General features: G+C 41.1%; 16 protein-coding genes, 2 pseudogenes and 1 CRISPR repeat array. Of the genes and pseudogenes, 14 read left to right on the top strand and 4 right to left on the bottom strand.

Going from position 1 to position 21,731, the window contains the following annotated elements; all coding sequences use genetic code 11:
- The first annotated feature begins 44 nt into the window (after positions 1 to 44).
- The 13 genes and pseudogenes from GQR42_RS17170 (at position 45) to cas2 (ending at position 10,185) form a co-directional block, all read left to right on the top strand.
- Positions 45 to 260 (top strand): hypothetical protein, encoded by a 216-nt coding sequence (locus tag GQR42_RS17170; protein ID WP_158200875.1) that lies wholly within the window; start codon positions 45 to 47, stop codon positions 258 to 260.
- A gap of 17 nt (positions 261 to 277) precedes the next feature.
- Complete coding sequence (mntA, locus tag GQR42_RS17175) at positions 278 to 727, top strand: type VII toxin-antitoxin system MntA family adenylyltransferase antitoxin (protein WP_158200876.1); 450 nt, start codon at positions 278 to 280, stop codon at positions 725 to 727.
- Entirely contained in the window at positions 712 to 834 is a 123-nt protein-coding gene (locus GQR42_RS29565; RefSeq protein ID WP_257792585.1) for a hypothetical protein, read from the top strand. Before mntA ends, GQR42_RS29565 begins: the two co-directional genes overlap by 16 nt.
- A 102-nt stretch (positions 835 to 936) precedes the next feature.
- Positions 937 to 4,347 carry a type I-D CRISPR-associated protein Cas10d/Csc3 gene (gene cas10d, locus GQR42_RS17180; protein ID WP_158200877.1) on the top strand — a complete coding sequence of 1,137 codons (3,411 nt, stop codon included), beginning with the start codon at positions 937 to 939 and terminating at the stop codon, positions 4,345 to 4,347.
- Between the two features lie 17 nt (positions 4,348 to 4,364).
- Positions 4,365 to 5,366 (top strand): type I-D CRISPR-associated protein Cas7/Csc2, encoded by a 1,002-nt coding sequence (gene cas7d, locus GQR42_RS17185; RefSeq protein ID WP_158200878.1) that lies wholly within the window; start codon positions 4,365 to 4,367, stop codon positions 5,364 to 5,366.
- A 37-nt stretch (positions 5,367 to 5,403) separates the two neighbouring features.
- The gene (cas5d, locus tag GQR42_RS17190) at positions 5,404 to 6,078 is read left to right on the top strand and encodes a type I-D CRISPR-associated protein Cas5/Csc1 (RefSeq protein WP_158200879.1); all 675 of its coding nucleotides are present in this window, start codon (positions 5,404 to 5,406) and stop codon (positions 6,076 to 6,078) included.
- Between the two features lie 9 nt (positions 6,079 to 6,087).
- Positions 6,088 to 6,648 (top strand): Uma2 family endonuclease, encoded by a 561-nt coding sequence (locus tag GQR42_RS17195; RefSeq protein ID WP_158200880.1) that lies wholly within the window; start codon positions 6,088 to 6,090, stop codon positions 6,646 to 6,648.
- Positions 6,648 to 6,740, top strand: a pseudogene (locus GQR42_RS27855) (CRISPR-associated endoribonuclease Cas6); the annotation flags it as partial. The gene GQR42_RS17195 and the pseudogene GQR42_RS27855, both read left to right, overlap by 1 nt.
- 150 nt (positions 6,741 to 6,890) lie before the next feature.
- Positions 6,891 to 7,458, top strand: a pseudogene (locus GQR42_RS17205) (Uma2 family endonuclease).
- Positions 7,458 to 8,294, top strand: a complete 837-nt coding sequence (cas6, locus tag GQR42_RS17210) for a CRISPR-associated endoribonuclease Cas6 (protein WP_158200882.1) — start codon at positions 7,458 to 7,460, stop codon at positions 8,292 to 8,294. The pseudogene GQR42_RS17205 and the gene cas6 overlap by 1 nt, the downstream one beginning before the upstream one ends.
- A 2-nt stretch (positions 8,295 to 8,296) precedes the next feature.
- On the top strand, positions 8,297 to 8,890 hold the full coding sequence (gene cas4 / locus GQR42_RS17215; RefSeq protein WP_158200883.1) for a CRISPR-associated protein Cas4: 594 nt from the start codon (positions 8,297 to 8,299) through the stop codon (positions 8,888 to 8,890).
- Positions 8,891 to 8,895: 5 nt separating this feature from the next.
- The gene (cas1d, locus tag GQR42_RS17220; protein WP_158200884.1) at positions 8,896 to 9,900 is read left to right on the top strand and encodes a type I-D CRISPR-associated endonuclease Cas1d; all 1,005 of its coding nucleotides are present in this window, start codon (positions 8,896 to 8,898) and stop codon (positions 9,898 to 9,900) included.
- Positions 9,901 to 9,912: 12 nt separating this feature from the next.
- Positions 9,913 to 10,185: a CRISPR-associated endonuclease Cas2 gene (gene cas2 / locus GQR42_RS17225; protein WP_002742874.1), complete on the top strand. Its 273-nt coding sequence runs from the start codon at positions 9,913 to 9,915 to the stop codon at positions 10,183 to 10,185.
- A 233-nt stretch (positions 10,186 to 10,418) separates the two neighbouring features.
- A CRISPR array of direct repeats spans positions 10,419 to 14,083; the repeat unit is 37 nt; unit sequence GTTCCAATTAATCTTAAACCCTATTAGGGATTGAAAC.
- Between the two features lie 411 nt (positions 14,084 to 14,494).
- Here the strand turns inward: cas2 and GQR42_RS17230 are convergent.
- The 4 genes from GQR42_RS17230 to GQR42_RS17245 form a co-directional block, all read right to left on the bottom strand.
- A complete protein-coding gene (locus GQR42_RS17230) occupies positions 14,495 to 15,475 on the bottom strand; it encodes a hypothetical protein (protein WP_158200885.1) in 981 nt (326 codons plus the stop codon).
- 78 nt (positions 15,476 to 15,553) lie between these two features.
- On the bottom strand, positions 15,554 to 18,178 hold the full coding sequence (locus GQR42_RS17235; protein WP_158200886.1) for a polyprenol monophosphomannose synthase: 2,625 nt from the start codon (positions 18,176 to 18,178) through the stop codon (positions 15,554 to 15,556).
- A gap of 44 nt (positions 18,179 to 18,222) precedes the next feature.
- The gene (locus tag GQR42_RS17240; protein WP_158200887.1) at positions 18,223 to 19,350 is read right to left on the bottom strand and encodes a DegT/DnrJ/EryC1/StrS family aminotransferase; all 1,128 of its coding nucleotides are present in this window, start codon (positions 19,348 to 19,350) and stop codon (positions 18,223 to 18,225) included.
- A complete protein-coding gene (locus GQR42_RS17245; protein WP_371730806.1) occupies positions 19,347 to 19,859 on the bottom strand; it encodes a hypothetical protein in 513 nt (170 codons plus the stop codon). The genes GQR42_RS17240 and GQR42_RS17245 overlap by 4 nt, the downstream gene beginning before the upstream one ends.
- Before the next feature lie 366 nt (positions 19,860 to 20,225).
- Here GQR42_RS17245 and GQR42_RS17250 point away from each other — a divergent pair, with 366 nt between their 5' ends.
- Positions 20,226 to 21,731, top strand: a complete 1,506-nt coding sequence (locus tag GQR42_RS17250; protein WP_158200888.1) for an AAA family ATPase — start codon at positions 20,226 to 20,228, stop codon at positions 21,729 to 21,731.

The raw sequence follows: 21,731 nt of genomic DNA on the forward strand, positions 1-21,731 counted from the left end.
ATTTAGCGAACTCATCTAAAATTACGGTGGAGCCATGCAAGTTTATGTACTACCTATTGATCGCGTTCAATGAAATGGAGCATCAACATCGAAAAATCTTTCAAATTCAACAAGCGCAAGAAGAGAAAATCGAGCATATTCAAAGGAAGTTCGATGAACTGGAGGAATCATTCGGTGGAATTTTAGCTGAATATCGATATTTCAAGAATCGTACCGCCGATTTAGAACATCAAGTCCTTACTGAAAACTTGGAAGATTAATACTCGGTTAGAAAATCATGGCTAACTCTATTTTAGAAAACTCCCAAAAGCTGTCCTCTCAACTTCTCGAAAAAATTCCCTATGTCAAACTATTAGTTTTATTCGGTTCTAGAGCGACCAGAAAAAATCACGACGGTAGTGATTGGGATTTTGCGGTTCTATATGACGAAAAAGCCGAGGGGAAACAAGATCAAGAAAAATACGAGCGATATCTAGAAGTTCTTGACTACCTGAGTGAAGTATTAAAGATCAATAGGGACGCAATCGATCTTGTTGAACTTGATCGCTGTTCTCCCCTTATCGGTTATCAAGTCGCACGAGATGGAAAACTTATTTACGAAAGTCATGTTGGCGAGTTTCTTAAATTTCGTGTTCGAGCGTGGAAGGTATATGCTGATACCGCCAAGTTTCGTAAAACCCAGAAAGAAAGTATTCATCTTTGGTTAAAAAAATGGAGTTTGCAATGATGGAAAGAAAAATTATAGAATCAAGAATTAGCTTGATGATTAAATATCTTGATCGCCTGAAATGTTTCGAGTCTATCAAGTTAATCGATTATCAAGAAAATGAGTAAATTGATCATGAAATTGTTTTTAAATCTATCCCTAAAACTTAAAAACAATTCCCTATTTATATCTACAAATCATCACTTACTTAGATGTACAGGAGCAGGATAATGGCTAGAAAGAAAAAAGAAACAAGTCAAGAGATTCAACAATTAAATATTTTTGACTATCGAGATAATATTGAATCCTTTCAAGACGAAAACGAGGATATAAATAATTATGAGGAAGAGGAAGAAGAGCCACCAGATTCTAACCGAGATGAAGAAGAGATTCAAAAAGAATTTTTAACGACTAAACTCTTTAAAGAAGCAATTATTAAGCAGAATCCCGAAGATCCTGTCATGATAGATTTCGCCGAGTATGTATTGCCTAATTTCTTGAAAGTTGCTGCTGGTGTGACTGCAAAAGGAGGTAAATGGATCGAGAATAAAATAGCGGAGGGAAATTTAAAAAGCGATCGAGCTTTGCACGACCAATCATTAAGCACTCACATCCTGAATGGATTATTCGCAGCCAACTTAATCGAACAACAAATAGAAAAATTAGACACAACTATTAAACGATATATCAAAGAATTTGATAGAAGATTGGGTATGGCGGGATTTATTTTACATGATTTCGAGAAATTTAAGTATGATCGCTTTCCACAGATGCCTGAAAAGTACAAAAATTTGTCAGAAATTCGAGGATTATCTATTCAAGAACATCGAGAAATTCTTGATGTGATGGTTCGTTATCTACAATTAGATGTTTTTATTGATCCAGAAAATCCAGAAGTATATCGAGAATACATAGATGATTTACTGGTGATAGCTTACAACACGCAAGTTCGTTGGGGAACTAACTGGAATTTCTCCATTCATGATGGACTCTTTCCTAAATTAAAACCGAGAGGTGATAAATTATTTTCTTTAACTGGATTAGCTTGTTTAGCCGATCGGATATCCTCCATAGTCAAGCATCCTCAAGACGCTTTAAGTTCTAGCTTAGACGACATTCTAGGTCGATTGAGTAATAGAAATTTGAAGTTAACCTATCATGCTATCTCGGAAAATCGAGGAGTCTTAACTAATGTTATCAATAACGCTCTTATCGATGAATATGTCAGTCTCAACACCCCCGAAAAGCAGTATTATCAACCGTTACTATATTTACCGACTGGAGTAGTTTATCTAACCTCCCGTAATGCACCAGAAATATCGGTAGATAATATTCCCGAAAGAGTGGTTGATAAAATCAATTCTCTCTGTATCGGAGAATTGCGAACTAGACAGACAGGATTTAATCGAGATGGTAAAGGAATGAAATACGCAGAATATTATCATTTATTCTTTAACACCCTCGAATTGATGGACGTTGGTTTAGATGCAACGCTAAAAATTCTGAAAGATGGGAAAAAGCCTGTTTCTGGCGATCGAAGCGGTACTTTGGTTAAATTTCAAAAGTTAGGAATTTTATCCGATCAATATAATTTCGAGTTTAAAGAAGATATTCGGATCGATCAGATCGCCGAGTTTTGTGATTTAATCAGCCGTAAAATATGGGATGAGAAAGTCTCTCAAATTCTAGAAACTTGTAAGCGGGATAAAAACATTCCTAAACCACCTGACTTCGATTTTATGCTTGAAGTCGCCAAACATTGGGATTTACTAAGCTATATTCCCGCCATTCGGGAGATTCAAAGAATAAACGATAGTCTTAAGGAACGTAAATTAAAAGGCAATACAGGTGGACTACCTTTAGAATGGTATTATTTGGCCGCCAAGTATTTAGAGCATAATGTAGGAATCGGAAATGAAGAAATTAAACCGAGATGTCAAAAATTATTAATCCATCTTCGCAATTCGATCGAACCCATTTTAAACGATTATCAAGTTTTCGATGGATGGGATGATTTACGCGCGTGGGTTAAACAAGTAGTCATGTTACCAAATCAACAGACAGATACCAGATCACCCGATAAATTTTTTGAAGAATTTCAACGCTATAAAAATGCTAAAAAATCGGGAAGGGGAAAAACAGCACTTTGCTCTATATCCCATTCCGCATATAGCGTAACCGAGCAGATGGAATCGGCAGTCTTGTTCACTCCCCAAGTTTACACTAATAAACAAAATCTAGGAGGTTCTAACGCTAAACGTAACATTTCCAGCATCGCAGGAATCGAATTCATGTTACGGCAAATTTTAATGAGCGAGACAGAAGCGGTAGGAAAAAATTTTGAGGATGCTAAATATCGTTATATTTATTTTTATCCTACCTACTACTGCACTCCAGAAACCAACGCATTTTTGCATCGGGTATATGAGGAAATCAAACAATCTCGCTTCGATACAGATGTTCGTAATCATTTCATTAGTAAAGACTTAAAAGCGAATCTCGAATTAGACCAATATCGGAGTCTTGATATTTTTCATCTCGATAATACTTCAATAAAGGATCGATCTCTCAAACTCTCCTATCCCGAAAAGCAACCTCTCACCTTCTACTTTATGGCTCTTCCTCCTGAAGTTAAAGGGAAAGATAAAAAAATAACCGACACGGAATCATGGATTATGCCAGCATGGTTAGGATTAGCTTTCCCGATGATCTTGGATGTTAAAACGGTGGTTTCTGAGTCTCCTATTCCTCCCTTTAATGATGGTGCAGAATTTCAGGAAACTGTTTTTCTCGATGGTGCGCCACCTGCACTTCGAGCTTTAGTTCAACGAGATTTATTTCGCTTGGACTACATCTTAGAAAGTTGGGAGGAAGAAGGAAAAAAATATTCCGCCCCTCTAAATACCCTAACCGCAGCCTATTATATTCATTTGGACGTAAACTCGAAGCAGGGTAAGACGGGTTATGACCCCAATTGGGGCAAATTAACGGAACTAGCTATCAATTTAGAAACCAGTCCTCTCTATGTTTTTCATTACCTTAAACAGTGGAAACGGGGCAAAGATGCTGATATACCGAGCGCTAATCGGATCGCTCTGTATCTCTACGATTTTTATCCTTGTTTCGATCCCTATGTACAAGCTAACCGAACCAATTTAACTATCGATATGACAGCAGAATCGCCCTTAAATCACCCGAAAAACTTAACCGAATTGTATCGTCAATTCTATCGAGCTAATAAACGATATAATCCGAAAGCAAACGCAGTTTTAAAACCGATCGATGTGGCTGCAGATACGATTCTCAAAGGAGGAATGTATCAGGGAGAAGCCCTAGTTTCTGTAGTAGCGGCGGAAGTGGCCAGCTTAATGAATCGTGTTCATGCTTCTACAGCAGAAGGTCGCTGGATTCTATCCGATCGAGAACAGGAAAGACAGAAAATATTGTCTTTTGCTCGTTATTTTGTGATCGATGTGTTCGAGGGTTCTTTTAAGGGCGATCGAGCGCGTCTAGCCGGCAGACAATTAAACCTCATTTGCGATACCTGCGAATTTCTTTACCGTCTCGAACAGGACAAAGAAAATCAAGAGTTAAAAGCCCAGGGTCAACCTGTGGAAGAAGATTCTGAAAACAATAATTAATTCAAGGAGTACCTACCATGTCTTTACTGAAAACCCTCGATTCTAAATTCTTTCATGGCGAGATTCCCTACAAACCGATGGGAAAATATGTTCACTTTTTGACGATTCGAGTCACGGAATCTTATCCTTTATTTCAAACAGATGGAGAGCTAAATAAAGCTCGTGTTCGTGCGGGAATTGACAAGAATAAAACTATCAGTCGTTTATCGATGTTTAAGCGTAAACAGTCAACTCCAGAACGTCTAGTTGGTCGAGAATTACTCAGAAACTACGGATTAATTACCGCCAAAGAATGTGAGTACAATGTAAAATTTGCCATGAATAACCCCGACTGTATTATCTATGGGTTCGCTATTGGTGATTCGGGTTCAGAAAAATCGAAAGTAGTAGTAGATACGGCTTTTTCGATCACACCCTTTGATGAATCCCATGAAAGTTTTACTTTAAACGCTCCCTACGAGAATGGTACCATGGCATCTAAGGGAGAAAATAACACAAAAGTAGGTGAAGTGACTAGCCGAATTAACCAGCAGGATCACATCCGTCCGCAGGTGTTTTTCCCTAGTATTGTCACCCTAAAAGATCCGACAGAAGCGGGTTTTCTCTACGTTTTTAATAACATCCTGCGTACCCGTCACTACGGCGCGCAAACTACCCGGACGGGACGGGTAAGAAATGAGCTTATTGGTGTTATTTTTGCCGATGGGGAAATTGTTAGTAATTTGCGCTGGACACAGGCAATATATGATCGCCTTCCCGATGAAGTATTACACTCGATCGATCCCTTAGACGAGGATTTAGTTATGGAAAAAGCCACCGAAGCAATACAAGCATTAATGGCGGAAGAATTTATCGTTCATACCGATTTTATCGGGGAAAATTTTCAACCTTTATTAACCGAGGTGAAAACTCTCACGGGTACGGAAGCAGGAATTCGATCGATCCTAGATCAAGCGAATGACGATTCAAAAAAATACTTTAAAGAATATATTGAGAAAAAGAAAGCCGAGAAAAAATAGCTAATTTCGTCGGGTGGGTGTCGCCCACCCTATCATTATGGTTCACATCTATTCCTGTCAATTAGAACTGCACGATAGTCTTTATTACGCAACCCGTGAAATCGGCAGACTCTACGAAACCGAACCCGTAATTCATAATTACGCGCTCTGTTATGCTTTGGGATTGGTAAATAGCGATAGTTATCGTTACTTCTGTTCCGAACAGATTCCACAGTACCAAGAACATTTAAATCCTCTTAACGAAGAGAAAATTTATGTCACTCCCGCACGGGCGATCGCTCATACGGCGGTTCTCAATACTTGGAAATATGCCAATAATAACTATCATGTGGAGATGGAAAAAACCCAGAAAAATATTCCCATTTTTGGCAGAGCAAAAGAAATCGCTCCCGAAAGTGTTTTTGAATGTTTTATCATTTCCTGTCACCCCCTACAGCTTCCTAAATGGATTCGTTTGGGAAAATGGATGAGTAAAGCGGAAGTAAAACTAACAGAACTTTCCCTATCAAAACAAAAAGAGGATTTATTTATCTATCCCTATCCTTTAAATCCTCTCGATGTTATGTTTACCCATCAGGTGATTGGCTACGACGTGATCAATATGCCACCCGTTAGTTTAATCCGTAATGTACGAATGCGCGGGGAGTATTACCAAATAAGCGATCGCACCGATCTGAAAATTCCCGCTCGATTGTCCTATCACTTCGGTTAAAAATTGACTATGACTCTTATCTCTTCTAAATCCCTCACTTTACCAGAATTTCTATCGTTACCCGATGGCGATATTACCTATGAATTAGTCGATGGAGAAGCGATCCCGAAAATGTCACCAAAATTCTTTCATTCTCGTTTAACTGGTGCTTTATTTCTGGTACTCGATCGCTGGAATCAAGGACGGGGAGAAGTGGGAATCGAATGGGCGATCATTCTAAGCAAAAACGATCGAGATTGGTGTCCTGTTCCCGATCTCCTCTACATTTCCCCGGAAAGGTTAGGAGACATTCCCCTCACCGATGAAGCTTGTCCCGTTCCCCCGGAATTAGTCATCGAAATTATTTCCCCTGAACAATCCTTCAGCAGCCTGAGCGAAAAAGCCGTGGCCTACCTAAAAGCGGGAGTTAGTCGCGTCTGGATCGTCGATCCCCGGGCCAAGCAGATCACGATTTTCTATCCCGACGCACCCCCAGCGATTAAAAAAGGTGATGACGAGATTAGCGATATTCTCCTCCCCGATTTAACCCTAACTCCCAGACAAATTTTTGCCAAGGCCCGATTAAGTTAATGCCCTACAGTCTCGTTCTCAATCTCACACCCCGATCGCCTATCTATCCGAATTTTCTCACCGGACGACACCTTCATGCGCTATTTCTTACCCATCAGGTGATTGGCTACGATGTGATCAATATGCCACCGGTTAGTTTAATCCGTAATGTGCGAATGCGCGGGGAATATTACCAAATAAGCGATCGCACCGATCTGAAAATTCCCGCTCGATTGTCCTATCACTTCGGTTGAAAATTGACTATGACTCTTATCTCTTCTAAATCCCTCACTTTACCAGAATTTCTCTCGCTAACCGCTCCCGATGGCGATATTACCTATGAATTAGTCGATGGAGAAGCGATCCCGAAAATGTCACCGAAATTCTTTCATTCTCGTTTAACTCTGGCTTTATCTTCTATACTCGATCGCTGGAATCAAGGACGGGGAGAAGTGGGAATCGAATGGGCGATCGTCCTAAGCAAAAACGATCGAGATTGGTGTCCCGTTCCCGATTCTTCTCTACATTTCCCCCGAAAGGTTAGGAGACATTCCCCTCACCGATGAAGCTTGTCCCGTTCCTCCGGAATTAGTCATCGAAATTATTTCCCCTGAACAATCCTTCAGCAGCCTGAGCGAAAAAGCCGTGGCCTACCTAAAAGCGGGAGTCAGTCGCGTCTGGATCGTCGATCCCCGGGCCAAGCAGATCACGATTTTCTATCCCGACGCACCCCCAGCGATTAAAAAAGGCGATGACGAAATTAGCGATATTCTCCTCCCCGATTTAACCCTAACTCCCAGACAAATTTTTGCCAAGGCCCGATTAAGTTAATGCCCTACAGTCTCGTTCTCAATCTCACACCTCGATCGCCGATCTATCCGAATTTTCTCACCGGACGACACCTTCATGCGCTATTTCTTACCCTTGTCAGTAGTGTTGATCAGGAATTAGGGGACACCCTGCACGCAGCCGAGGGAGATAAAGCTTTTACCCTCTCCCCACTACAGATTCAATCCGGGGGGAAAATAACGATAAATTCCCTGCGCTGGCGACACGAACGGGAGATCGCCCCAGAAACTCCCTGCTGGTGGCGGATTTCTCTGCTCGATGACCGATTATTCGGTAAATTAACCTCACTCTGGTTGAATCTCAATCCGCAACACCCTTGGCATCTCGGTTCCGCCGATCTCGTCATTACCAGCGTCCTCGCTACCCCGCAATCGGTTCAACCCTGGGCGAACTCTTGTACTTATCAAGACCTGTATGAAAACGCCTCGGAAACGAATCGGGAATTTGATTTCCTTTTCGCTACCCCCGTCACCTTCCGGCAGGGAAAATTCGATAGTGCCTTACCGACGCGGGAACTGGTGTTTAATAGCCTTCTCAATCGTTGGAATCGCTATAGCGGGATCCCCTTCGATTCTATTGCCCTAGAGTCGATTTTCCCTAGTTTCTTCGATATTCAAACGAAATTAGCCGACGAAGCCTATAAAAACCAGTCGTTCGGTTGTGTAGGCGAGATTCACTATCGTCTTTTGGGAGAGGTGGAACCCGCAAAGATTAAAGCGATTAATGTACTGGCGGATTTTGCCCTCTACGCGGGAGTGGGACGGAAAACCACCATGGGGATGGGGATGACTCGCAGAATTTCTAAAGATAAAAGATAGTTATGGATGAATCTGACTACATACCGATCGCCGCTCTCAACCATTACGCCTACTGTCCCCACCGTTGTTGGAGAATGTTCGTCGCTGGGGAATTTCTCGATAATAGCTATACGATCGAGGGAACAAATTTACACGAGCGAGTTCACACCGTCGGGGCGGGAAACCGGGAGGAAATATGGCAAATTCGGGCGATCTGGCTTAAATCAGATAATTACCGTCTCATCGGTAAAGCCGATCTGATCGAGTCCCACGACGGCGAATTTATCCCCGTGGAATACAAACGGGGCAGTAAGGGCGAATGGGATAACGACGAGTTGCAGGTGTGCGCTCAAGCCATCTGTTTGGAAGAAATGACTGGAAAAAGGCTAGATACTGGCTATATCTACTATGCCAGTTCCCACCAGCGTCAACTGGTGGCGATCGATCTTGCTCTACGGCAACGGGCGATCGCTACGATCGGAGCAGTTGAAACCCTGATCCAGACGGGAAAAATGCCCCCGGCGGTCTATTCACCCCGCTGCAAGGGATGCAGTTTGTTCGATCGCTGCTTGCCCCGATTAACCGAAAAAGTCCAACGATATCGAGAGGAAGACTAAAAAATATGGGAACGGTATATGTGACAAGAGAAGACGCATTTCTCGGCAAAAATGACGAGCGTTTAACGGTCAAAGCATCCAAGGAAACGATACTCGATGTACCTCTATTGAACGTGGAAGGAGTGGTGATTTTCGGACGGGGTTCAGTTTCTCCCGCATTGGTGATCGAATTGTTGGAACGTCATATTCCCCTGAGTTTTGTCACTGCCACGGGAAAATATCTCGGTAGATTGGAGCCGGAGATGACCAAAAATATTTTCGTTCGTCGAGCGCAATGGCAGGCCGCCGGCGATTCTCCGAAAGCCATTCAATTAGTGCGGGGATTCGTCCGCGGCAAGCTGAAGAATTACCGCAACATTCTGCTCCGTCGTCAACGCGATCGAAAAGAGTTGGATTTACAAACTGCGATCGCTTGTTTGGAAGCAGCGATCGGCTCGATCGCAACAACCTCGGCGATCGATTCTCTCCGGGGGTTAGAGGGAGCGGGAAGCGCAGCCTATTTCAGTTGTTTTGATTCCCTAATTCTCGGTGATACTTTTACCTTCCCCTCTCGTAACCGTCGCCCCCCGCGAGATCCGGTCAATTCTCTTTTGAGTCTGGGTTATGCGTTATTGCGCCATGACGTGCAGAGTGCGATCAATTTGGTCGGTTTTGACCCCTATCTCGGTTATCTTCACTATCAACGCTACGGTCGCCCCTCGCTGGCACTAGATCTGATGGAGGAATTTAGAGCGATCGTCGTTGATGCCGTGGTTCTCAACGGGATCAATCATCCTTATCTTACCCCCGAACATTTCACCACTGAACCCTTAAGTGGTGCGGTTTCCTTGACGAGGGAAGGGTTACAGATTTTCCTGCGCTTGTACGAACAGAAGAAACAATCGAAGTTTAAGCATCCAGTAATGGGTAAACAGTGTACTTATCAAGAAGCTTTCGAGATTCAGGCCCGACTAATGGCGAAATATCTGATGGATGAGACGGATAAGTATCCACCCTTGATTTTAAAGTAGATAGAGGCGGTCATGTATTTTGTTGTCAGTTACGACATTTCCGATGATAAGCGACGAACCAAAATTCACAATACGTTAAAGTCCTACGGCCAACGGGTGCAGTATAGTGTTTTTGAGTGCGATCTAACCGATACCCAGTACGCTAAGCTGCGCGGGCGCTTGAGTAAGTTGATCAAACCCGATACCGATAGCATCCGCTTTTATTTTCTCTGCGCCTGTTGTCGGGGCAAAGTGGAACGCATCGGTGGTGAGTTACCCCGGGATAATACAATTTTTTTTGTTTAGCTCGGTTGCGCTTCCGGGTAGCTGTAAAAATTCTTAACTATTATCTGGTGGCTGAAAAGCTTATGGAATATAGATTCGAGATGATTTTCCTTTCCAATGCGGGGCGCACCTTATCCCGTAAGGTTTTGCGGGGTCTTGAAGAACTGGGTCACTTGCTGTACAATGGGTTTATTGCGGGTGCGGCGCAACGGAACCTTGAAAATCCCATAGCGTACGGCTTTTACCACTGGGCGGTTCCAATTAATCTTAAACCCTATTAGGGATTGAAACACGATAGAATCACGAAATGATATGGGATATTCCCTGTTCCAATTAATCTTAAACCCTATTAGGGATTGAAACAAACCAAAGCTATTTCCCTGCCTGATTCTAACGGGGTTCCAATTAATCTTAAACCCTATTAGGGATTGAAACTTCTCGTGCTGTAAATGCCGAAATGATATTCGCGTTCCAATTAATCTTAAACCCTATTAGGGATTGAAACTTTGAGTTTCGAGTGATACCTGCGCTACTCGCTAGTTCCAATTAATCTTAAACCCTATTAGGGATTGAAACACTATATAGATGTTTCTATCTATGATGTTGACAATGTTCCAATTAATCTTAAACCCTATTAGGGATTGAAACCATCGTGGACATGATAGCCCCATCTTTATTCACGTTCCAATTAATCTTAAACCCTATTAGGGATTGAAACAAATCCGACAATAAAAGCGAATGCGTCCCTCGTATTGTTCCAATTAATCTTAAACCCTATTAGGGATTGAAACAAGACTAGGGTCTATGCCAATCGGGTCTTTAAATCCGGTTCCAATTAATCTTAAACCCTATTAGGGATTGAAACACACCGGGACGCGCTGACTATGAGCAAAGCCCTAGTTCCAATTAATCTTAAACCCTATTAGGGATTGAAACATTTCAGTGGTAATCAGAAAATCGGCTGTACTCTGTTCCAATTAATCTTAAACCCTATTAGGGATTGAAACAAGGTGTACGCCATCAGCCGAGTATTCTTCGGGGGTTCCAATTAATCTTAAACCCTATTAGGGATTGAAACCCAATTCCACGTTTTCCCGTTGTTTGTCGAGTGTTGTTCCAATTAATCTTAAACCCTATTAGGGATTGAAACAAATAGCCCGGTTAGTTCGTCGGCCAGCCATACCGTTCCAATTAATCTTAAACCCTATTAGGGATTGAAACTAAATATGAAGCTGGAACTGTTTTTGATCGCACATGGTTCCAATTAATCTTAAACCCTATTAGGGATTGAAACTACTAGAGGGGATTAAAAAGAACGATTGGAATAATGTTCCAATTAATCTTAAACCCTATTAGGGATTGAAACTAAGATGTCTGCTTTGTACCCATCCGAGGGTGATCTTGTTCCAATTAATCTTAAACCCTATTAGGGATTGAAACACCTGCGGCCACGGCGGCCAGTAGGGGACAGATATTTGTTCCAATTAATCTTAAACCCTATTAGGGATTGAAACTAGCGATACCCAATCTAGTAGGCTTGAAAAAATGGTTCCAATTAATCTTAAACCCTATTAGGGATTGAAACCTGCGCGAGTCGAGGATTGAGCCGGCGATCGTTCCTAGTTCCAATTAATCTTAAACCCTATTAGGGATTGAAACCTAACGGACGAAGCGTTAGAAGGCGCAATTTCTTGTTCCAATTAATCTTAAACCCTATTAGGGATTGAAACTTTTTGTCCGATTAGTAGCCCGATGCGGCAAGCTGTTGATCGTTCCAATTAATCTTAAACCCTATTAGGGATTGAAACATTTACTGGGGCGGCCGACTCGATCGCCGCTCACGATTCAGGTTCCAATTAATCTTAAACCCTATTAGGGATTGAAACATAGGTATTTCTTGATAACTTGAATTACCATCCGTTCCAATTAATCTTAAACCCTATTAGGGATTGAAACAAAGGAGGGTGATGGCTATGGCTTGTTAGTGCTTGTTCCAATTAATCTTAAACCCTATTAGGGATTGAAACTGGCCATCGATAAGCATTAGGCTGGAATCTATTGGTTCCAATTAATCTTAAACCCTATTAGGGATTGAAACAGCGACAATCCCTAAACTGTGTGCTAATCTGATTAGAGTTCCAATTAATCTTAAACCCTATTAGGGATTGAAACAACATAAACTTAAACAGGTTAACCCTTGACAGACGTTCCAATTAATCTTAAACCCTATTAGGGATTGAAACAACCAAAATTTAACCAAGTTAACCCTTGACAAACCATGTTCCAATTAATCTTAAACCCTATTAGGGATTGAAACAATTGGTACTCTTTTACAATGCCGGTACAAGCTAATGTTCCAATTAATCTTAAACCCTATTAGGGATTGAAACTTTCCTAATAATTTCACCCAACAGGAGTAACACATGGTTCCAATTAATCTTAAACCCTATTAGGGATTGAAACAGTATCTCAACTCTGGACTGACACTAGGGGAAACGTTCCAATTAATCTTAAACCCTATTAGGGATTGAAACAGGGTAATTTCTTTTTTGGGCTTTAACTGCTCAATAGTTCCAATTAATCTTAAACCCTATTAGGGATTGAAACTTCGCACTTAAGAAAGGAACCCAGGATTTAATTGTGTTCCAATTAATCTTAAACCCTATTAGGGATTGAAACAATTATCTCAACAGGGAGAAACTTGCTTTTTACTTGTTCCAATTAATCTTAAACCCTATTAGGGATTGAAACCACTGTATCGTATTCGGAGATACTCATCTGCTCAAAAGTTCCAATTAATCTTAAACCCTATTAGGGATTGAAACCAGTCTGGTATATTTTCTTATCTTTTCTTTTTCCCTAGTTCCAATTAATCTTAAACCCTATTAGGGATTGAAACAGTAATATTGTCAAGCATTATTCCAAAAAAAGTTGTTCCAATTAATCTTAAACCCTATTAGGGATTGAAACATTTGCTTCATTTATCCTAGCCCGCATTTTTCCCAAGTTCCAATTAATCTTAAACCCTATTAGGGATTGAAACAAAAAATCTTTGATAACATTAAAATCTTGCTTGCCAGGTTCCAATTAATCTTAAACCCTATTAGGGATTGAAACGCTTACAATTGACTATAGATTTTATTAAAACCAAAGTTCCAATTAATCTTAAACCCTATTAGGGATTGAAACTGCTGAATGAATTTATAGATTGTGATGCCTCTAGACTGGTTCCAATTAATCTTAAACCCTATTAGGGATTGAAACGATTTTACCGCCTCAAGACAACGAATCTCTAACTGTTCCAATTAATCTTAAACCCTATTAGGGATTGAAACTAAAATTTTATTATACTCTTTGATTTTCGAGTATAGTTCCAATTAATCTTAAACCCTATTAGGGATTGAAACTATTCCGCTATTTCTATAGATTTGCCCGACGGGAATATCTAGTTCCAATTAATCTTAAACCCTATTAGGGATTGAAACGGTTTAGATATGGGTGCTGTGGCAATATTTACCGATGTTCCAATTAATCTTAAACCCTATTAGGGATTGAAACTTGTTCATACTATGCACTGGCACGATGGAAAAAGGTTCCAATTAATCTTAAACCCTATTAGGGATTGAAACAGCAATAAGAACACAAAAATAATATTGGAGGATAAGGTTCCAATTAATCTTAAGTCCTATTAGGGATTGAAACTCGACGGTGAACCCACCAGTAGGCGGAGTTCCTACAGGTTCCAATTAATCTTAAACCCTACTAGGGATTGAAACGGATTATCGTTTTAGTGGTTTCTCGACACTCTGACGTTCCAATTAATCTTAAACCCTACTAGGGATTGAAACTGGCCTCTTCTCGCACGAAAGCTAATCCTTTGGCGTTCCAATTAATCTTAAACCCTATTAGGGATTGAAACGTCCCAAACATCAGAACAAGTGAACTGCTGATTAGTTCGGCTCTTCGTTACTTGGTATGATTCGATCAGGGGGCATAAATCGACTAAATCCTTATCTGGCAAGAGACTTAATTGATTAGCTCGTTCTAGATCGAAAACAATTGACAAATATTGCAGCAATGTCTTTCTCTATAAGGGTTTCATCTCTTATAATCCCGTCCCTTGCATAACAAAAACCGAAGAACCAAAAATATCAAGAAAAAGAGTCAGGAACATCCGAGAGAAAAAGAACCTTTATTGAAGAAAGAACAATTACAAAAATTAAAATTGAATAAATTCAGGGAAATTTACGGTAATCTTGCCAGTTAAATCAATTCCCTGCTATCTCCATCCCAAATTACTGCTAGTACAAAAAGTCGATCAACTTTTAAATTATCGATTGAGAATAGAAATAGTTCGATGATTTTGAGGAGTTTTTTCCTGAATTATAGGACGTAGTTGTTGCACCAGTTCCTTAGAGCGTCTTATTCTTGCTTCTGGTAATAAATGCTCATGGGTATCGGCAAATAAACTAGAATCTGTTTGCAGATTAAGAGTTTTTGGATTGTAGATTAAAGGTACTATATTAGACAATTCTTCAATAGTTTTTTTAACATTTTTGACAGTGGTTTCATCGGTCTTAGCATAAACCCAAGAGAGAGAAACTACTAAATCAGCACCTTTAGCTTTTAACTCCTCTTGAAATTGAGCGATGCGTTTGAGGGAGTGTTGAGAAACAGGCAAATCAAATGTTCTAGCCCACCATTTACCTGTACGATGTTTGACTACGGTAGGATCTCCTTTTTCTGTGATTGGATCTGATAAATAACCCCTAGCTTTTCCTGTTTGTATAACATCAACAGCAGTTTTTACTATAGCGCGTAAACTAGGAACTCCCATTAACCAAGTCTCGGAAACTAATTGTTCTAAGGGTATATTTCCTAAACCAGGTTTTCCAATGGCAACACCAAAGGGAACCGAACCAAATAAACCATCACCATAACCAATACCATCATCATCCAGTAACATTAAATATTCAGGAATGAGAACCACTATATCCCCCGGACGTACCTGTTCTAAAATAATTGGGCAAATGACATTTAATCCCAAATCTCCCTGCAAACCAAAGTTAAAAACTGAGATTTTTAGCTCCTGTTCTATGAATTGAGAGTTAATACTATAATTTACCCCCGACCCCCCCGCAAAAATTATTCGTCTCGGTGCATCTATCTGCTTGGCAAAAGATACTTTTTGTTCGTACATTTGTAGAAGCCACTTTAATTCACCACCGTAGTGTACGTTATAAAAAAAACCCAAAGACCAAGCCACACCAACGGTAGCTAACCAAGGCCAAAAAGTAAACATTTTCTTCATAAGTTTAGCTCCTAGAGTTGAAGAACTAGAGGACAACTAGAGAATAACTAATTCTAGTTCAAAAAAGAAATAATTGTCTTATCTTTCTTGCCACAATTGCCAAATAGTTGCCACATATTTCCGTCCTTTTGACAAATAATCCCAGAGATTAATTCCGGTTTTACTCTCACCATAAATGCGAGGAACGCAAAGATAAGGAACTTCCACTAACTTATAACCTAAACGATTGGCACGGGTTAATAAATCAATGCAGTATTCTCCATAATCTCCCTTTAAGCGAATTTTTTCTAAAACCTGAGAACGAACGGCAATAAAACCACTGGTATAGTCGTGAACTTGATTGCCTAGCATCACGATTGCCATGCGATTAATAATCCAGCTTAACATCCGGGCCATCAGTCCATGGGCAACATCATCACCCCCCGGAATCCAACGAGAACCTACGGCCATATCAGCTTTTTTAGCTCGAATCGCTGTGATTAATTGCGGCACATCTTCTGGAGGCATAGACAAATCACAATCCATCCAAGTAATAATTTTAGCCCCATACAGATTAATTGCATCGTCAATACCTCTTTGTAGAGCCGAGGTTAATCCTTTCTCGTTGATTCTGCGACACAAAATTACCCCCGATTGGAATTGCGAATCTTGGGGAGGAGTGGGATATTGTTTGGCTAAATTTTCTACTATCTGCCAAGTTTCATCGGGAGAATTATCATCCACCACTAGCACTAAATAAGGACTAGGAACACTAGCTAGTAAACGTTCAACTAATTGACTAATATTATCTCGCTCGTTATAGGTGGGTAAAATCGTACAGACTAAATCATTAGCTGCTGGAGTAATTGTTGGCTTATCCTCGGATTTTTGGGCTAGTAAACCTGTCTCAGAAGCAGATATAACTATTTCATAGAAAGGATACTTACCAATAATTCCAGAGCGATTTATGTCAATTTGAAACTTTTTTCCATCTTGGCTAAATTCCAGTTCTTCCGGTGGGGATTCTAAGAGTTGACAAGGGCGATAGGGATAGCAAACGTAGGGAAAACTAGACAATCCTTGACTGAGTAATTCTTGGCATAGTTTAACCATGGCTTGACTATCTTCCACACGGAAGAAAGTTTTTTGTTTCTCCAAACCAAAACCCAAAACTTGTGCCGCATATTGATGAGAAAAGGCAACAATAGAATTAGTATCCTCTTCTATGCTTTTGATAGCTGGTGCTATCCCCTGATGGGTTTTATAGAAAAATTCTCCCCCTTGATAAATGTTTTTGTAGACACCTATTGCCATTAAGATTAACAGTAAAACCCAACTTCCCTTGGCTACAAAAACTTCTTGGTTCGCCCCGACAATTTTTACTTGTTCCACCGTTAATAAGGTAACAAAGGGGATAAGAGGCAATAAATATCTCGGTCCCCATTGTTTCCCTCCCACCATGACTTCTCCCGGGGCAATATCGACTAAACAAGACACCCCTACTGTGTAGATAAAATAGAGAGCATAGACAAAAAGCATTTGTTTATCTAGAGATATATTGCCGATGTCAAATAGATAACAACTAGCTAAAAGTATCAGGAAGTAAATGATATTGTTCTTGACTAACGCCTTGGTTTTGACCATTCCTTGCCGGCGAAGATTGACGAGAACAGCTAAGATGATAATCGCCGTTACACTAATTAAAGTTACGGGAATATCCCTAGCAAAATTCAATTGTTGACCGCTCCAAGTGAGCAGGTAAGCTAAGGGAATTATACAGATAGGAAAATGCAGCCAAAAAGAGCTATTTAACTGATAAAAACTGGTCAGGGCTTCTTGAATACGTTTTTTCCAAGAAAACTCCTCAAGGACTAACAGAGCGTGAACTCCTAGAAAACGATTATAAATTAACTTATTGCACAACCACAGTAAAAACACACTAACAATCATGCCTAGCACAAAACTAAAAGCTATTCGATTAGTTAGCAGAAATTCAGAAAAATTAAGATTTTGCTCGGTTGAATACCAAGCAAAAATTGAGGTTTGTTCTGGAGTTAACCCCAAGAAAACTAATAAAGTTAAAGTTGCCACTAGGGCCAGACATTCCGAGCGGAACCATACTGATAAACCCACTAGAAATCCGCCTAATAAATTGGGCAGCCAGCCACTATTAGCTGTATCGGGTAGAAAAAAAGCGATAACAATTCCCAAAAATCCTAAAGCGACAGCGAGGGTATGTTCACAATATATGGCACTGTATAGAGTTAAGGGAGAAGCAAAAATCAAAATAACTAATCCCAAAAGACCCCCCCAACTGTCCAGGGAAAAAGCGGGAATTGCTCTCGAAAAACTGAGCCACAATACCCAAGTTGATAGGAGGGGAATCAAGTAAAACCCCCGATAACCCCAAAGTTTATAAAAAAGGGAAGTTAGCAAAGAGAAGGGAAAAGGAAAAGAGATATAATAACGTTGATTTAAGTAGTAGACAAAAGGGGGGCGATAAGTATATAAACCCTCTTGCCAAAGACGAGTAACCCAAGCTTCTGCGCGCTCAACTAAGTCAAATCGCCATTGACCATTACTTAGCTGACGAGCTAGTAAAGCTTTCAGCGCTCCATCACCATTAAAAAAAACATCCTTGGGAACTGAAATACATAGATATAGGGAATAAAAGCAACCAGTGGCAATTACTACCCCAGATAAAAACTCCGTGCCAATTATCATAAAAGTCGGTTTTTATTCAAAAAATTTTCATCAATTTTTCATCCCTACTCAGCCTCAGCAAAAACTTGCTGAACTGCTTGGGCTACTCGCTCAATTTGCTCGTCCGTGAGAGCTAAACCGCTGGGCAGATAAAAACCCCTGCGGGCGAGTCTTTCAGCCACGGGACAGGAAATATTTTGCAATAATCCCATTTTGTGAAATACCGGTTGTTCGTGCATACACCAGAAAAAAGGACGCGTACCAATCTGATGTTCTTGGAGGCGTTTCATCGCTTCCACAGCATCAAAGTTAACCTCATCTTTGAGAACAACACCATAAACCCAATAAATATTTTCGGCATAATCAGTTTGAGGCAGGGGCAATTCTAGACAGGGTATATTTTGCAATAATTCCCTGTAGCGTCTGCCCATTTTTCTCTTGCGCTCGACAAAAGTTTCTAGCTGTTCTAATTGTGCTAAACCCACTGCCGCTTGCAGATTAGTCATCCTCAGATTCCAGCCCAGTTCTTCGTGAATAAAACGTCGTTGGGGCTGAAAATATAAATTTCTCAGGGAACGACAACGCTCAAAAATATCCTCTTGGTTGGTGACAATCATGCCCCCTTCCCCAGTGGTAATATGTTTGTTGGAATAGAAACTAAAGATGCTGATATCACCGAAACTACCACAGGGTTTACCTTGATAGGTTTGACCGTGCATTTCAGCCGCATCTTCAATAATTTTTAAACCATATTTTTGAGCTAATTCTAAAACTGGAGTCATTGCCACCGGTAATCCGTAGATATGAACCACCATTATCGCTTTAGTGCGGGGCGTGATTTTTGCCTCTATCTGAGCGATATCCATGTTCCAAGTCTGCGCTTCGCAGTCCACCACCACCGGAATCGCCCCAGCTTTGACAATGGCGGCCCCGCAGGAAATGATGGTAAAAGTGGGGAGAATCACCTCATCCCCCGAACCAATTCCTAAAGCGACGATGGCCGCTTCTAAGGCCATAGAACCATTGCACACGGAAACGGCATACTTTCGTCCAACAGCGAGGGCAAAGTTTTCTTCAAATTTCTGAACGAAGGGACCTTCCGAAGAAATCCAACCACTATCAATACATTCGTTAAGATACTGTTTTTCCTTGCCCGCAAGCAGTGGCTCATTGACGGGAATAAAGCTACTCATGCTATCTCTGCTCCCGCCATTTTAACCACGGTTTCCTCAATTCCTGTAAAGCGAGTTTTATCCTGATTACCAACGTAGGGACCCTGTTTGACTTCAATCATTTCTACTTCTTCTAAGACTTGGAAACCATGGCCACCTTGTACCAATAAAACCACATCCCCATCTCTCAATATATGACTTTCTAGATATTGTTGGTCGTCATCATAGAAATCTACCCGCAGTTTTCCTCTTTTGATAATTAAGACTTCCTGGGTAAAAAATACTTCCCGTTGTACTTTGTTATGAACGTGGGGCATAATAGTTTTTCCCGTCGGGTGTCTCATATAGGCCAACTGTTGGGAAAAATCATCGGGAGTTAGGAAATGAATCCCCTCTTGGTTAAACTCTCGTCGGAGAATTATCGCTAAAACTTTACCCTCTTTCGTGATTTGAGAAATTGGCAAAGAGTTAAATTGACTTTCTGGCTTATTTTTCTGATTTGGTTGCAACTCTGAAGCTAGTTTAAACACGAATTTAACCCCCCTAGGGAATGGCTGTGAGAAAGGCTGAAATTAATTGACAGGAAAAAATTGGACAACCAGTGACTAACTTTTGTCATTCTTGGCAGGACGATTTAATTTAATTAGCTAAAGCTTAATCTAATCAACACGATGTTAATTTAGTTAACAGAAGGTTAATCCCGACTAAGGCAAGACGCTTATACCATACATTTAAGAAAATACAAGCGTAAATTTGTTTTTTTTCAATCTTTTTACAGACGAGCTTGGCTTATCTTAAAATGCAGCACAGCTTACCTACCATCGTTATTTGACTGACGGCTAACTGCTATATTTTGTGATGACGATATAAATAGCAAAAACTATAGACGAATAGCTATGAGCTTTGGTGAAGAATTTGAATTACTGCTGCGGGCCCGTTATCCTCTCATCTATGTTACCACCCTAGAAGAAGAACGTCTCGAAAAAGCGATCGCCGATATTGCCAAACAGAGCAATAACCGTGCTGTCTATGTCTGGGATTTTGTGGATGGTTATCAAGATAATCCCAATAATGAGAACCTGGCTCGGCGTAATCCACTGCAAGCTCTTGAATTCGTCGAAAAGCTGCCGCCGAACATCGCCGCAATCGTAATTTTACGGGATTTCCAGCGCTTTTTAGAAGATATTTCCATCGCCAGAAAATTGCGAAATCTGACCCGTTCCCTGAAATCTCAGCCCAAAAACCTAATTATCGTCGCTCCTGAACTGTCTATCCCCTCGGATCTAACCGAAGTAATCACCGTCGTCGATTTTCCCCTCCCCAGTGGCGAAGAAATTAAACAGGAAATCCAGCGATTAATCGCTGCCACCGGACAACCCCTCAAAGAACCACTCCTCGATGAATTAGTGCTTTCTGCCCAAGGATTGTCCCTAGAGAGAATTCGTCGGGTTTTAGCCAAATGTTTAGCCAGTCACGGCAAAATTGAGCCAGAGGACGTGGAATTAATTTTGGCAGAAAAACGCCAATCGATTCGTCAAACCCAGATATTAGACTTTTATCCCGCCACAGAACAGATTTCTGACATCGGGGGACTAGATAATCTCAAAGATTGGCTGATTCGTCGCGGTGGTGCTTTTAGTGAACGCGCCCGCGCCTACGGTTTACCCAATCCCCGGGGTTTACTATTGGTGGGAATTCAGGGGACGGGTAAATCCCTGACAGCGAAAGCTATTTCCCATCATTGGCACTTACCGCTACTGCGTCTAGACGTGGGGCGTTTATTTGGCGGATTGGTGGGAGAATCGGAATCGCGTACCCGTCAGATGATTAATCTCGCCGAAGCTTTAGCTCCCTGTGTGCTGTGGATAGACGAAATCGATAAAGCTTTCGCCGGAGCAGATGGAAAAGGCGACGGGGGAACCACCAGCCGGGTTTTCGGGACTTTTATCACTTGGTTAGCCGAGAAACAATCGCCGGTTTTTGTCGTCGCTACAGCTAATAACATCCAATCTTTGCCCCCGGAAATGTTGCGAAAAGGACGCTTCGATGAGATATTTTTTGTCGGACTACCTAGCCAAAAGTCCCGCGAGGAGATTTTTAGCGTTCATCTGGGGAAAGTCCGGCCCCATAATCTGAAAAGTTATGATATCAAGCGACTAGCCTACGAAACTCCCGATTTTTCGGGGGCAGAAATCGAACAAACCATCGTGGAAGCGATGCACATCGGTTTTAGTCAAAATCGCGACTTTAGCACCGATGATGTGCTTGAGGCCGCTAGTCAGATTATACCCCTGGCTCGGACTGCTCAAGAACAGATTCAATTTCTACAGGATTGGGCTAAGTCTGGTAAAGCTCGTTTAGCCTCTCGCGATGATCGTTTTAATGTTAATCCTAATAGTTAA

The organism is Microcystis aeruginosa FD4 (genome assembly GCF_009792235.1).
GTDB lineage: Bacteria > Cyanobacteriota > Cyanobacteriia > Cyanobacteriales > Microcystaceae > Microcystis > Microcystis viridis.

Excerpts from the sequence above, each read along its gene's own strand:
- cas5d (WP_158200879.1), top strand. The coding sequence starts at position 5,404 with ATGGTTCACATCTATTCCTGTCAATTAGAACTGCACGATAGTCTTTAT.
- cas10d (WP_158200877.1), top strand. The coding sequence starts at position 937 with ATGGCTAGAAAGAAAAAAGAAACAAGTCAAGAGATTCAACAATTAAAT.
- GQR42_RS17235 (WP_158200886.1), bottom strand. The coding sequence starts at position 18,178 with ATGATAATTGGCACGGAGTTTTTATCTGGGGTAGTAATTGCCACTGGT.
- GQR42_RS17195 (WP_158200880.1), top strand. The coding sequence starts at position 6,088 with ATGACTCTTATCTCTTCTAAATCCCTCACTTTACCAGAATTTCTATCG.
- cas2 (WP_002742874.1), top strand. The coding sequence starts at position 9,913 with ATGTATTTTGTTGTCAGTTACGACATTTCCGATGATAAGCGACGAACC.
- GQR42_RS29565 (WP_257792585.1), top strand. The coding sequence starts at position 712 with ATGGAGTTTGCAATGATGGAAAGAAAAATTATAGAATCAAGAATTAGC.
- GQR42_RS17230 (WP_158200885.1), bottom strand. The coding sequence starts at position 15,475 with ATGAAGAAAATGTTTACTTTTTGGCCTTGGTTAGCTACCGTTGGTGTG.
- cas4 (WP_158200883.1), top strand. The coding sequence starts at position 8,297 with ATGGATGAATCTGACTACATACCGATCGCCGCTCTCAACCATTACGCC.
- cas1d (WP_158200884.1), top strand. The coding sequence starts at position 8,896 with ATGGGAACGGTATATGTGACAAGAGAAGACGCATTTCTCGGCAAAAAT.
- cas6 (WP_158200882.1), top strand. The coding sequence starts at position 7,458 with ATGCCCTACAGTCTCGTTCTCAATCTCACACCTCGATCGCCGATCTAT.
- GQR42_RS17170 (WP_158200875.1), top strand. The coding sequence starts at position 45 with ATGTACTACCTATTGATCGCGTTCAATGAAATGGAGCATCAACATCGA.
- GQR42_RS17240 (WP_158200887.1), bottom strand. The coding sequence starts at position 19,350 with ATGAGTAGCTTTATTCCCGTCAATGAGCCACTGCTTGCGGGCAAGGAA.
- mntA (WP_158200876.1), top strand. The coding sequence starts at position 278 with ATGGCTAACTCTATTTTAGAAAACTCCCAAAAGCTGTCCTCTCAACTT.
- GQR42_RS17250 (WP_158200888.1), top strand. The coding sequence starts at position 20,226 with ATGAGCTTTGGTGAAGAATTTGAATTACTGCTGCGGGCCCGTTATCCT.
- cas7d (WP_158200878.1), top strand. The coding sequence starts at position 4,365 with ATGTCTTTACTGAAAACCCTCGATTCTAAATTCTTTCATGGCGAGATT.